Source organism: Pseudomonas sp. FW305-7 (genome assembly GCF_058786735.1).
Genome location: NZ_JBYSZA010000029.1, coordinates 1 through 12,858 on the forward strand (window position 1 = coordinate 1; position 12,858 = coordinate 12,858).

Annotated in this window: 14 protein-coding genes; 8 read left to right on the plus strand and 6 right to left on the minus strand. The window is 59.6% G+C overall.

From position 1 onward, the window contains the following. Positions 1–111 precede the first annotated feature (111 nt). A complete protein-coding gene (locus tag AC3WMT_RS25575; protein ID WP_095190594.1) occupies positions 112–696 on the minus strand; it encodes a YajG family lipoprotein in 585 nt (194 codons plus the stop codon). A 205-nt stretch (positions 697–901) separates the two neighbouring features. Between AC3WMT_RS25575 and AC3WMT_RS25580 the strand changes: the two genes are divergently transcribed. Both AC3WMT_RS25580 and mqo read left to right on the plus strand, forming a co-directional pair. Continuing rightward, on the plus strand, positions 902–1,135 hold the full coding sequence (locus tag AC3WMT_RS25580; protein ID WP_042561026.1) for a hypothetical protein: 234 nt from the start codon (positions 902–904) through the stop codon (positions 1,133–1,135). Positions 1,136–1,840: 705 nt separating this feature from the next. Then, a complete protein-coding gene (mqo, locus tag AC3WMT_RS25585) occupies positions 1,841–3,349 on the plus strand; it encodes a malate dehydrogenase (quinone) (protein WP_103306097.1) in 1,509 nt (502 codons plus the stop codon). Between the two features lie 253 nt (positions 3,350–3,602). Here mqo and AC3WMT_RS25590 read toward each other — a convergent pair whose 3' ends face one another. The 3 genes from AC3WMT_RS25590 to AC3WMT_RS25600 all read right to left on the minus strand — a co-directional run bounded on the left by AC3WMT_RS25590 (position 3,603) and on the right by AC3WMT_RS25600 (position 5,178). Next, on the minus strand, positions 3,603–3,890 hold the full coding sequence (locus AC3WMT_RS25590) for a PA4642 family protein (protein WP_103306096.1): 288 nt from the start codon (positions 3,888–3,890) through the stop codon (positions 3,603–3,605). 63 nt (positions 3,891–3,953) lie between these two features. Next, entirely contained in the window at positions 3,954–4,439 is a 486-nt protein-coding gene (locus AC3WMT_RS25595) for a hypothetical protein (protein ID WP_103306095.1), read from the minus strand. A 181-nt stretch (positions 4,440–4,620) separates the two neighbouring features. Further along, a complete protein-coding gene (locus AC3WMT_RS25600; RefSeq protein WP_003228116.1) occupies positions 4,621–5,178 on the minus strand; it encodes a hypoxanthine-guanine phosphoribosyltransferase in 558 nt (185 codons plus the stop codon). 162 nt (positions 5,179–5,340) lie between these two features. Here AC3WMT_RS25600 and upp point away from each other — a divergent pair, with 162 nt between their 5' ends. Together upp and AC3WMT_RS25610 are read left to right on the plus strand one after the other, a co-directional pair. Next, positions 5,341–5,979 (plus strand): uracil phosphoribosyltransferase, encoded by a 639-nt coding sequence (upp, locus tag AC3WMT_RS25605; RefSeq protein ID WP_007912842.1) that lies wholly within the window; start codon positions 5,341–5,343, stop codon positions 5,977–5,979. A gap of 2 nt (positions 5,980–5,981) precedes the next feature. After that, positions 5,982–7,256, plus strand: coding sequence for a uracil-xanthine permease family protein (locus tag AC3WMT_RS25610; RefSeq protein WP_103306094.1), 1,275 nt, complete (start codon positions 5,982–5,984; stop codon positions 7,254–7,256). 143 nt (positions 7,257–7,399) lie between these two features. Here the strand turns inward: AC3WMT_RS25610 and hemH are convergent, their stop codons facing one another. Beyond that, positions 7,400–8,425, minus strand: a complete 1,026-nt coding sequence (gene hemH, locus AC3WMT_RS25615; protein WP_103306093.1) for a ferrochelatase — start codon at positions 8,423–8,425, stop codon at positions 7,400–7,402. Positions 8,426–8,438: 13 nt separating this feature from the next. Further along, complete coding sequence (locus AC3WMT_RS25620) at positions 8,439–9,341, minus strand: TIGR01777 family oxidoreductase (protein WP_103306092.1); 903 nt, start codon at positions 9,339–9,341, stop codon at positions 8,439–8,441. A gap of 197 nt (positions 9,342–9,538) precedes the next feature. Between AC3WMT_RS25620 and AC3WMT_RS25625 the strand changes: the two genes are divergently transcribed. The 4 genes from AC3WMT_RS25625 to AC3WMT_RS25640 all read left to right on the plus strand — a co-directional run bounded on the left by AC3WMT_RS25625 (position 9,539) and on the right by AC3WMT_RS25640 (position 12,856). Next, the gene (locus AC3WMT_RS25625; protein ID WP_103306091.1) at positions 9,539–10,525 is read left to right on the plus strand and encodes an NAD(P)/FAD-dependent oxidoreductase; all 987 of its coding nucleotides are present in this window, start codon (positions 9,539–9,541) and stop codon (positions 10,523–10,525) included. Next, on the plus strand, positions 10,522–10,737 hold the full coding sequence (locus tag AC3WMT_RS25630; RefSeq protein ID WP_103306090.1) for a TIGR02450 family Trp-rich protein: 216 nt from the start codon (positions 10,522–10,524) through the stop codon (positions 10,735–10,737). The genes AC3WMT_RS25625 and AC3WMT_RS25630 overlap by 4 nt, the downstream gene beginning before the upstream one ends. Positions 10,738–10,952: 215 nt before the next feature. Further along, positions 10,953–11,915: a YbgA family protein gene (locus tag AC3WMT_RS25635; protein ID WP_103306089.1), complete on the plus strand. Its 963-nt coding sequence runs from the start codon at positions 10,953–10,955 to the stop codon at positions 11,913–11,915. Continuing rightward, the gene (locus tag AC3WMT_RS25640; RefSeq protein WP_103306088.1) at positions 11,915–12,856 is read left to right on the plus strand and encodes a MerR family transcriptional regulator; all 942 of its coding nucleotides are present in this window, start codon (positions 11,915–11,917) and stop codon (positions 12,854–12,856) included. Before AC3WMT_RS25635 ends, AC3WMT_RS25640 begins: the two co-directional genes overlap by 1 nt. Positions 12,857–12,858: the final 2 nt, after the last annotated feature.

The window sequence follows — 12,858 nt, forward strand, 5'->3', positions numbered from 1 at the left end:
GCTGGGGTGAGGGGGATCGCTCTCCCATACAACACAAATTCCAATCCTGACCCCCAAAAAAAAGCCCGAAACCATCACTGGCCCCGGGCTTTTTCACATCAGGCGATTGCCTTACTCAGCAAGCACCTGACCCACAGTCGGGTCCTTGAACAGACGCGTCAACGCATCGCTCAATACATCGCTGACCAGTTTGGTGTTGGTTTCCTGGTTCGGTGCCATGCCGAAACGCTGGTCCAGCGAAGCACCGTAACGGCCGCTGTAGCGACGGTTGGCGTTCTGCACGTCGGAGCGGAAGGTCGCGCCAATGGTGGCTTCAGTCACGTACATGCCCTCTTTCGGCGACTGGTATTTCAGCTCGGCCAGGGTCACGGTCAGCTGCGGCGCGTTTGGCGCATTGTTGGTCGGGGTGAAGCCGAGCAGGCGCACGGCGGCTTCAGCCTGAGCCTGCAACTTCGGCAGGATCTGCTCGCGTTGCACGGTGATGGCGCTGGTTTCCGGGTACAGACCGCCACGGGTGCCGAGGGTTGGCGACGGACGACCGTCGACCACACGTACTACCACAGGCTGGCCACGGCCGACCGCAGCCAACTGCGTGGTCAGTTTCGGCTCCGGGCTCAGTTGTTGCGGGCTGTGGGCGCAGCCGGCCAGGGTCAAACCGGCCACAGTGATCAAACCGAACAACAGGCGTTGCAACATGCTCTTCTCTCCAGAATCAGGCACAAACAAGCCGGCAGTATAGCGGTGGGCCACTGCAGCTCACCAGCATCGCGCAGTGAATACTGAAATGTCTGACAAACCCCGTCGAAAGCGGTTCCTGTCACAGATTCTTCACCGCCCATACACCTTGACGTCACGGCCGTTGGGCAACCTTCCAATCAGCCCTCCAACAAGGTACTCGGCCATGCGTTATCTGATCTCGTTGTTCGCTCCACGCCCGCTGCACCGCAGCTTTGCCCTGCTCGACCGCAACGGCCACTGCCAGGCGTTCAAGCAGTGCAGCCTGCAACCGATGGGCGATGGCTGGGTGGAAATCGAAGAAATCCGCCTCACCTGGTTGAACCAGCCGCTGCCGGCCAGCGCACGGGTCGTACCGCGACAAATGCGCGCACGGGCCCAGGTGCAGTTGAGCATCTGACCGGATGCCTAATAAAAGTCATTAAACACGAGCAACTCCGCGCATTTCTTCGATACAATCTCCCCCCGATTATAAGGACGTCTCCTGATCGGGCCCCGCAACAGCGTCAATGCGCTTGCATTGGCATCAAAATCGCCCACAGAGAGCCGCCCACACAGATCGAGTGAAGTTGGCGCGCTTGCCTGTTCTTCCGGCAAAACCCCGCTTTTCGCGAATCTGCAGAGCTGTCATTACGCTCTGCCACCGAGCTGTTTTGCCTTTGCGGGCACGGTGCCAGGCTTCGACAGCCCTTTTTGAGGTTCACGTCTTCAAAAGAGCGTGAAAAAAACGGGTTTTCACAACTTCACAAGAGTGTGGCGAGCAAATGAATAGTTTTGCGTCTGAACATGCACCATTAGCGTCTGAAACAGCCCAACGACACAGGACCGGGTATACCTCGAATATCGGAGCCTGAAGCCTGTCCGCTACGGATTTGGTTGCACAAAAACGGATGTCTCGACCATAAGTCGAATTGCCAGCCACGTGCTGAAATGAGTTCATGGAGCTCTTGAAGCCAGGCCGCACGCATCCGTCGAAGTTGCGAAAAATTGCGAAGATTCGGACATGGCGACCTGACCATGGATAGCTGGGGCACAACAGATCTGTCCCGGAACGCCTGGCAGCCATGCCGACAATTTGGTGCTGCAGATTTTGGAGACGCGTTAAATGGCGCATAACGAAGCAGTCGACGTAGTACTGGTTGGGGCCGGCATCATGAGTGCCACCCTTGCCGTGCTGCTCAAAGAGCTCGACCCCGCGATCAAGCTGGAAGTCGTCGAGCTGATGGATTCCGGTGCCGCGGAGAGTTCCAACCCGTGGAACAACGCCGGTACCGGTCACGCCGGCCTGTGCGAGCTGAACTACACGCCGCAGGCTGCCGACGGCACCGTCGACATCAAGAAAGCCGTGCACATCAACACCCAGTTCGAAGTGTCCAAGCAGTTCTGGTCTTACCTGACCAAGAAAGGCACCTTCGGCTCGTGCAAATCCTTCATCAGTCCGGTGCCGCACCTGAGTTTCGTGCAGGGCGACAAAGGCGTGTCGTTCCTCAAGGAACGCTTCAACGTGCTGAGCAAGCACCACGCCTTCTCCGACATGGAATACACCGAAGACAAGGCCAAAATGGCCGAGTGGATGCCGCTGATGATGCCGGGCCGTTCGCCGGACGAAGTCCTCGCTGCCACCCGCGTGATGAACGGCACCGACGTCAATTTCGGCGCCCTGACCAATCAGTTGCTCAAGCACCTGACCAGCGCGCCGGACACTCAAGTCAAATACTGCAAACGCGTGACCGGCCTCAAGCGTAATGGCGCCGGCTGGACCGTCAGCATCAAGGACGTCAACAGCGGCAGCAGCCGTGAAGTCGACGCCAAGTTCGTCTTCCTTGGCGCGGGCGGCGCGGCTCTGCCACTGCTGCAAGCCTCGGGCATCGAAGAAAGCAAAGGCTTCGGCGGCTTCCCGATCAGCGGCCAGTGGCTGCGTTGCGACAACCCGGAAGTGGTCAAGCATCACCAGGCCAAGGTTTACAGCCAGGCTGCCGTCGGCTCTCCGCCGATGTCGGTGCCGCACCTGGACACCCGCGTGGTCGATGGCAAGAAATCCCTGCTGTTCGGGCCATACGCCGGTTTCACCACCAAGTTCCTCAAGCACGGTTCCTTCATGGACCTGCCGCTGTCGGTTCGCGCCGGCAACATCGGCCCAATGCTGGCGGTGGCGAAAAACAACATGGACCTGACCAAATATCTGGTCAGCGAAGTGATGCAATCGATGGAGCAGCGCCTGGACTCCCTGCGCCGCTTCTACCCTGAGGCGAAAGCCGAAGACTGGCGCCTGGAAGTGGCCGGCCAACGGGTGCAGATCATCAAGAAAGACCCGAAAAAGGGTGGCATCCTGCAGTTCGGTACCGAACTGGTGGCCGCGAAGGACGGCTCCCTCGCCGCCCTGCTCGGCGCTTCGCCAGGCGCTTCGGTGACTGTTTCGATCATGCTGGAACTGATCGAGAAGTGCTTCCCGGCCAAGGCCAAGGGTGAATGGGCTGGCAAACTGGCCGAGATCTTCCCGGCCCGTGAAAAAGTTCTGGAAACCGATGCTGCGCTGTATCGCAAGATCAACACGCAGAACAACATCGCCCTGGAACTGGTTGAAGAAAGCAGCGAGACCCCAAGCTTCGCTTGATCTTGCGGCATGAAAAACGCCCCGTACTCAGTGAGTGCGGGGCGTTTTTTTATGCTGGGGTAAAAACCAACACTGCTGGCTCACCTACTTTTGTGGCGAGGGGATTTGGCGAAACGTCGCACCGCCCCGATCGGCTGCGCAGCAGTCGCAAAACCATTGAATGCGATTTACCTGACACACCTTGTACTCAGCCATTGGGGCCGCTTCGCAGCCCATCGGGGATGAATCCCCTCGCCACAGGTATCGGGTGACCTCAGGTACGGGACTTTTCGATCAGCTCGATGTAGTCCGGGGCGTTGCGTTGATCAGCGATCAGGTCAACGAAGGTCTTGCCCTGCTCGTCCTTGCCATCGACGTCATATCCTGCCTCGACAAAGAAGGTCAGAAAGCGCTCGAAATCATCAATGCGCAGACCACGATAAGCCTTGACCAGTTTGTGCAGCGACGGCGAAGTGGTGTCGACCGGCTCAAAATCGAGGAACAGCTTGATCTGCTCATCGCCGATCTCGTCACCAATCACTTGTTTCTTATCTTTACGCATTGCCGACTCCAGCTCGCAGACATTACACGGGGCGGGCAGTTTACCCCTGCCCTGCCGCCGGGCTCAACGCGTGCGCACGCTGCCGGTGTGCAAATCGGCCCAGATATGACCATTGGCGTAGCTGAGAAACTGCACATAGACGGTATCGTTGCGCAGCAAATCGATGACCACGCGATATTGGGCCAGCGGGTAGAACAACGTCAGGGTTTTGCTCTTGTCGTCATACAGCGGCTTTTTCAGGCTTTTGCTTTCGCCATCGAAATTGACCAGCACCTGAGTGATCGTCGCGCCTTTGTTCAGGGATTTGCCCTTGAGGCGGATCATCAGCGGGGATGTGACCGGGATCGGTTGTTGATTGGATTGGCGTTGCGCGCCGACTACCACGGAATAGTCGGTGACCTGCAGCAGCTGTTGCTGTTCAGGTTCGGCATCGCGCAGGGTCAGATCGTCCGGCGGCAGGAATTGGCTGTGCATCGGGGCCGGGGCGGCAGAAATTGGCAGGCTGATGGCCAGCAACATGGCGGCAAAGCTGCGGATCAAGAGGCGCATGACAGGCTCCGGAGGCGGGGCCGAGCACTCTAGCATGGGTGTACAAAACGGATCAGCACACACAAAACAACTGTGGGAGCGTGGCTTGCCCGCGATAGCGTCGGCACATCCAACATTGATGTGTCAGACAGTCCGCCATCGCGGGCAAGCCCGCTCCCACAGGGATCGGGCTAGCCCGGGATTACATGCCTTTAACGGCAAAGATCCCGTTGGCGTTGCGCCAGTAGCCTTTGTAGTCCATGCCGTAACCGAAGATGTAACGGTCAACGCACGGCAGGCCGACGAAATCGGCTTTCAGGTCAGGACGCGCCTTGCGGTCGTGATCCTTGTCGATCAGCACGGCGGTGTGCACTTTGCGCGCGCCGGCGTGTTTGCAGAAGTCGATGATCGCGCCCAGGGTGTGACCTTCGTCGAGGATGTCGTCGATGATCAGCACGTCGCGGTCGATGAACGAAACTTCCGGCTTGGCTTTCCAGAACAGGTCGCCGCCGCTGGTTTCGTTGCGATAGCGGGTAGCGTGCAGGTAGGACGCTTCCAGCGGGAATTGCAGGTGAGTCAGCAGCTTGCCGGAGAAGATCAGGCCGCCGTTCATCACGCAGAACACCACCGGGTTGCTGTCAGCCAGTTGTTCGTTGATTTGTGCACCGACGCGGGCGATGGCAGCCTCGACTTCAGACTCGGTGTACAGGCAGTCAGCCTCTCGCATGATTTGACGGATATGCTCGAGATCAGCGGACATGGCGCTCTCCAGGGGGATGTTTTTCGGAAAAGCGGGCAAAGGTACGCATCCCGCGAGGTCGAATCAAGCCTTAATGGACTAACGTACTCAATGTCCTATAGGACATCACCCTCGGATAGATTAATCTAGGCCGGTTTTTTTGCCCGCCGCCGGAGTTTTTCCATGCCCATCCTCGAGATCCGCCACCCGCTGATCCGCCATAAACTCGGCCTGATGCGCCGCGCTGACATCAGCACCAAGAATTTCCGCGAGCTTGCTCAGGAAGTCGGCGCCCTGTTGACCTATGAAGCTACAAAAGATTTGCCGCTCGAATCCTACGATATCGCAGGTTGGTGCGGCACCGTGTCGGTCGAGAAAATCGCCGGCAAGAAGATCACCGTCGTGCCGATCCTGCGCGCCGGCATCGGCATGCTGGAAGGCGTGCTGAGCCTGATCCCGGGTGCCAAGGTTTCCGCTGTGGGTGTCGCCCGCAACGAAGAAACCCTGCAAGCCCACACCTATCTGGAAAAACTGGTTCCGGAAATCGACGAACGGTTGGCGATGATCATCGACCCGATGCTCGCCACCGGCAGCTCGATGGTTGCGACCATTGACCTGCTGAAAAAGGCTGGCTGCAAAGACATCCGCGCGATGGTGCTGGTTGCCGCGCCGGAAGGCATTGCTGCCGTCGAGAAGGCTCACCCGGACGTGACCATCTACACCGCGTCCATTGATGAGCGTTTGAACGAACACGGTTACATCATTCCTGGGCTTGGCGATGCGGGTGACAAGATCTTCGGCACCAAGCAGAAGGACGCGTGACCATGCAGCAAGAGTTCAACGATCCGCTCTGGCGCACGGTGCTGTCCGGCGCCCAGATGCTGTTCGTGGCTTTCGGCGCTTTGGTGCTGATGCCGCTGATCACCGGCCTGGACCCGAACGTGGCACTGTTTACCGCGGGCTTAGGGACGATTCTGTTCCAGATCGTCACCGGGCGTCAGGTGCCGGTGTTTCTGGCGTCGAGCTTCGCTTTCATCACCCCGATCATCCTCGCCAAGGGCCAATTCGGCCTTGCCGCGACCATGGGCGGTGTGATGGCGGCCGGTTTCGTCTACACCTTCCTCGGCCTCGCCGTGAAGATCAAAGGCACCGGGTTCATTGACCGTCTGCTGCCGCCGGTGGTGATCGGTCCGGTGATCATTTCCATCGGCCTGGCCATGGCGCCGATTGCCGCGAACATGGCGATGGGCAAGGCTGGCGATGGCTCCGAACTGATCCACTACCAGACCGCGATGATGATCTCGATGCCGGCGCTGCTGACCACGTTGATCGTGGCGGTGTTCGGCAAAGGCATCTTCCGTCTGGTGCCGATCATCTCGGGCGTACTGGTCGGCTTCGGCATGGCGTTCTATTTCGGCGTGGTCGACACCGCGAAGATTGCCGCTGCGCCGTGGTTCGCGATTCCGCACTTCACTGCGCCGGAGTTCAACTGGCAGGCGATTCTGTTCATCGTTCCCGTGGCATTGGCTCCGGCCATCGAGCACATCGGTGGCGTGATTGCCGTTGGCAGCGTGACCGGTCGCGATTACCTGAAGAAGCCGGGCTTGCACCGCACCCTGCTGGGTGACGGCATTGCCACCACGGCTGCCGGCCTGTTCGGCGGTCCGCCTAACACTACGTACGCCGAAGTGACTGGCGCGGTGATGCTGACCAAGAACTACAACCCGAAAATCATGACCTGGGCGGCGATCTTCGCCATCAGCCTGGCGTTCATCGGCAAGTTTGGGGCGCTGCTGCAAAGCATTCCGGTGCCGGTGATGGGCGGGATTCTGTGCCTGTTGTTCGGTTCGATCGCGGCGGTGGGGATGAACACCCTGATCCGTCACAAGATCGACCTGGGCGAGGCGCGCAACCTGGTGATCGTTTCGGTGACGCTGGTTTTCGGCATTGGCGGTGTACTCGTCGGTACCGGCACTGGTCCTGACGATTTCGGCCTCAAAGGCATCGCGCTGTGCGCGGTGGTGGCGATTGCGCTGAACCTGATTCTGCCGGGCAATGATGGCTGGAAGAACAAGAAGGCGGATGAACCGCTGATCTAACCTCTGATCGTTCCCACGCTCTGCGTGGGAACGCAGCCCGTGACGCTCCGCTTCACTGGACGCAGAGCGTCCCTAGAGGCATTCCCACGCAGAGCGTGGGAACGATCATGTGGGAGCGGGCTTGCCCGCGATGCTTTTGGCTTTTAGAGGGCCAACGGCGCTCGTTCACACAGGGTGGCCAACGCCTTCGCCCATTGCGGGTCGTCATTGAGGCACGGCACCAGCACCAGCTCCTCGCCCCCCGCTTCGCGGAACTGTTCCTTGCCGCGATCACCGATCTCTTCCAGCGTCTCGATGCAGTCGGCAACGAACGCCGGGCACATCACCAGAATCTTTTTCACGCCACTTTTTGCCAGTTCATCCAGCCGCGCTTCGGTGTACGGTTCGATCCATTTCGCCCTGCCCAATCGTGACTGAAAGGACACCGACCATTTGCCATCCGGCAAGCCCATGCGCTCGGCGAAAAGCGCCGCAGTACGCAGGCACTGCGCGCGATAACAGGTGGCCAATACCGCCGGTGAAGCGTTCTTGCAGCAGTCTTCATTCTTGAAGCAGTGATTGCCGGTCGGGTCGAGCTTGGTCAGATGCCGTTCCGGCAAACCGTGAAAGCTCAGCAACAAGTGATCGTAATCCTGCTGCAAATGCGGCTTGGCGCTGGCGACCAAGGCTTCGAGGTATTCCGGCTGATCGTAGAATGGTTGCAGGATCGACAACTGCACATCGAGCTTCTTCGCCCGGATCACACGCTTGGCCTCTTCGATCACCGTGGTCGTCGTGCTGTCGGCAAACTGTGGATAAAGTGGCGCCAGCGTGATGCGCTTGTGCCCCGCTGCGACCAGTCTGGTCAGGCACGTTTCAATGGAAGGCTCGCCGTAACGCATCGCCAAATCGACCGGGCCGTGTTTCCACTGCGCCTTCATCTGCTCTTGCAAGCGCCGGCTGAGCACCACCAGCGGCGAGCCTTCCTCCCACCAGATCGACGCGTAGGCATGCGCCGATTGCTCGGGGCGTTTGATCAGGATCAACGAGACCAGCAGACGCCGCACCGGCCACGGCAGGTCGATCACATACGGGTCCATCAGAAATTGATTGAGGTAGCTGCGCACGTCGGCCACCGAGGTGGAGGCCGGGGAACCCAGGTTGACCAGAAGCAAGGCGTGATCGGTCATGCAACGTCCTATTTCAGAGGCGGCTGGAGAGATCATCCAGGGCCGCGCGTAAATCCGTGAACTGGAAAGTGAAGCCCGCTTCCAGCAAGCGTGCCGGCGTGGCCCGTTGGCCGCCGAGCAACAACAAAGACATTTCGCCAAGGCCGACTTTCAACGCCAGCGTCGGCATCGGCATGAACGCCGGGCGGTGCAATACGCTGCCCAGCGTCTTGGCAAATTCGCGATTGCGCACAGGTTTTGGCGCGCACGCATTATAAGGACCACGCGCCTGATCGCGGTGCAGAAGAAAATCAATCAGGGCGATTTGATCATCGATGTGAATCCATGGCATCCACTGCCGACCATTGCCCAACGGCCCGCCCAGCCCGAGTTTGAACGGCAGCAACAGCCGCGACAAAAAGCCGCCCTCGGCCGACAGCACCAGACCGGTGCGCACCAGCACCACACGGATCCCCAGCGATTCGGCACGCAGGGCGGTTTCCTCCCAGGCGATGCACAACTGGCTGGCGAAATCGTCGATCACCGGCGGCGAGTCTTCGCTCAGCTCACGCTCACCGCCGTCGCCGTACCAGCCAATCGCCGATCCGGAAATCAGCAGCGCGGGTTTCTGCGCCCGTGTTTCGAGCCAGGCCAACAGGGTTTCCGTCAGCTTGATACGACTGCTCCACAGCAGCGCTTTGCGCCGATGCGTCCACAGTCGATCGGCAATCGGCGCACCGGCCAGATTGATAATGGCGTCCACGGGCTCATCACCGAGGTCTTCCAGACGCGCGATACCACGCACCTGAGCACCACAGATTTTGCCAACTTTTTCCGGGCGCCGGCTCCACACCGACAAGCGATGGCCCTGCGCCAACCAATGCCGGCAGAGCTGGCGCCCTATCAAACCAGTACCGCCGGTCAGCAATATGTGCATGACTTCTTCCTCGCGTGGCGTTTTACCCGGATCACTAGTCTATTTTTATAAGCAGGGATCTTTTCTATTGGGCAGGCTCTATTGTTTAACCATAGGCCAAGCTGTCAGAACGAGAATGCTGGAAGTTATACCAAAAAACAAAATTGTACAGGTTTCATCCACGGCGTAGTCTGTACAGAAAGGTAAACGAGGCCCCTATGACTGTACCTATCGCAATCATCGGCACCGGCATCGCCGGTCTCTCGGCTGCTCAGGCTCTGACTGAGACCGGGCACACCGTCCAATTGTTCGATAAAAGCCGAGGCAGCGGCGGACGCATGTCGAGCAAGCGCAGCGACGCCGGATCGCTGGACATGGGCGCACAATATTTCACCGCCCGCGACCGGCGTTTCGTCACCGAGGTCCAGCGTTGGCAAAGCCAGGGCTGGGTCGCTGAGTGGACGCCGCAGCTCTACACATTCCAGGGTGGACAACTGAACCTGTCGCCGGACGAGCAGACGCGCTGGGTCGGCGCGCCACGGATGAGCGCCATCACTCGTGGCTTGCTCGACAGTCTGGAGGTGCATTTCGCCTGCCGCATCACCGAGGTCTTTCGTGGCGAAGAACACTGGCATCTGCAAGACGCCGAAGGCTTCACCCACGGGCCCTTCAGCCATGTCGTGATTGCCACGCCGGCACCGCAAGCCACCGCGCTGCTGGCCGCCGCACCGAAACTGGCCGGCGCCGCCGCCGGGGTGAAAATGGACCCGACCTGGGCCGTCGCCCTCGCCTTTGATACGCCACTGGATACGCCCATCGAAGGCTGCTTCGTGCAAGACAGCCCGCTCGACTGGCTGGCGCGCAACCGTAGCAAACCCGGGCGCGACAACACCCTCGACACCTGGGTGCTGCACGCCACCAGTGCCTGGAGCCGGCAACACATCGACCTGCCCAAGGAAGCGGTGATCGAGCAACTGCACGGTGCGTTCGCCGAACTGTTGCACAGCGCCATGCCCGCGCCGACCTTCAGCCTCGCCCACCGCTGGCTCTACGCCCGGCCTGCAACCGGCCACGAATGGGGCACGCTGGCGGATGCCGATCTGGGCTTGTACGCCTGCGGCGACTGGTGCCTGTCCGGGCGCGTTGAGGGTGCCTGGCTCAGCGGCCAGGAAGCCGCTCGCCGTTTGCACGAACACCTGCAGTGAACCGCCTCAATCCGCAAAAACTGCTGCTGTCGAAATGGACAGCAGCCCACCCGCAGAACCGCGAAAAGCATTTTCTGGTCACCGAACTGATCCGTGATGAGGACGGCACGGTGCTGGAAGTTGAACTGCAAGCGGTGTTGACCAAACGTGCCGAACGACTCGATTGGCACAGCCTCAAAAACAGCGAACACTGGTTATTGGGTTGGCAATAGATCCCCTTGTAGGAGTGAGCCTGCTCGCGATGACAGTTTGTCAGTCAACACAAACATTGAATGCCCGACCGCGATCGCGAGCAGGCTCACTCCTACAGAGATCGCATTCAACCTCAAAACCTATACAAATTGTTTGACTTGTACACCATTGAATCTATGCTAATAAAAAGTTGTACAGAGATCGTTCTGTGTACAGGTATAGATTTGAGGTGCCCATGTCCGAACCTTCCGCGCTCAAACCAAAGATAGCCATCAGCGCTTGCCTGCTGGGTGCCGAGGTGCGCTACAACGGCGGACACAAGGAATCGCGGCTGTGCAGCCGCACGCTCGCTGAATATTTCGAATTCGTCCCGCTCTGCCCGGAAGTCGCCATCGGCCTGGGTATTCCCCGCGAGCCGATCCGCCTGGTCGGCGACCCACAAAACCCCGAAGCCATCGGCACCGTCAACCCGGCGATCAACGTCACCGCCCCCCTTGCCGAATACGGGCAAAAAATGGCCGCCGAACTCGATGACCTCTGCGGCTATATCTTCATGCAGCAATCACCGTCCTGCGGCCTCGAACGAGTCAAGGTCTATCACGCCAACGGCGCCCCGGTGAATGGCGGTGGACGCGGCATCTACGCCCAGGCTTTCTGCGCACAACACCCGGACCTGCCGGTGGAAGAAGCCGGACGCCTCAACGATCCGGTGCTGCGGGAAAACTTCATCACTCGCGTGCTCGCCTACAGCGCCTGGCAGCAAGTGCTCGCTCAAGGCTTGAGCCGCCGCGCGCTCACCGAATTCCACTCACGCTACAAATACCTGCTGATGGCCCACAACCCGCCGCAATACAAAGCGCTGGGCAAGCTGTTGGGCAACATGGCGCAGAGCGATCCCGCCGAACTCGGCCCGCGCTATTTCAGCCAACTGATGGCGGCACTGAAAAAATGCGCCACACGCGGTACTCACTGCAACGTGCTGCTGCACATCAGCGGCTATCTGAAACAGGCGATCAGCGCCGAAGATAAACAGGAAATGGTTCACGTCATCGGCCAGTACCGCCAAGGCATCGTGCCGCTGGTGGTGCCGCTGACGCTGCTCAAGCATCACTTCCGTCTCCATCCCGATCCATACATTGCGCAGCAGGTTTACCTACAGCCGCACCCGGAAAATCTCAGCCTGCGAAACGCCATTTGATGAACGACAAACTCGACACCAGCGCCCAGGAAGACCTCGGCGCCGACTTCAAGAAAGCCCTCGACGAAGGCTGGTTGCCGATTCGCGAAGTGGCGCGCCAGACTGGCGTCAATGCGATCACCCTGCGTGCATGGGAGCGCCGTTACGGCTTGGTCATCCCCCAGCGCACGCCCAAGGGGCACCGGTTGTATTCGGCCGAACATGTGCAACGCATCCTGACCATCCTCACCTGGCTCAATCGCGGCGTCGCGGTCAGTCAGGTCAAGCCGCTGCTCGACACGGCGCAGGCCTTCAGCGAACCAGTGGAAAACGACTGGCAACGTTTGCAACAGGCGCTACTGGCGGCCGTTACTCAACTCGACGAACGCGCCCTCGACGACAGCGTCAATCAAGCCATGGCGCTCTACCCGCCGCGCACGCTGTGCGAGCAATTGCTACTGCCGCTGCTGGCCGAACTCGAACAGCGCTGGCAGGGCCAGTTCGGCGCGCAGATGGAGCAAGTCTTTTTTTATTCATGGTTACGCAGCAAATTCGGCGCACGCATCTACCATAACAATCGTCAATTGCACGCCGCCCCTCTGTTGCTGATCAATCATTCCGACCTGCCACTGGAACCTCATCTGTGGCTGTGCGCGTGGCTGATCAGCAGCGCCGATTGCCCGGTACAAGTGTTTGACTGGCCGGTGCCGGCCGGAGAGCTGGCACTGGCGGTCGAACATCTGCAAGCGCGCGGCGTACTGCTGTATTCCAGCAAAGCCATGCAGCCTGGGCAGTTGCCAAAACTTTTGGCTGGCGTCGGTTGCCCAAAAATGATCGTCGGACCAACGGTGTGCATCCACCACGCCGAGTTGTCCGTAAAAACTTGCGAGATGGCTGATCTGTACCTGGCTGAAGACGCGCTATCAGCGCACCAGGCACTCGTTCAGCGTGGGCTGATTTAATG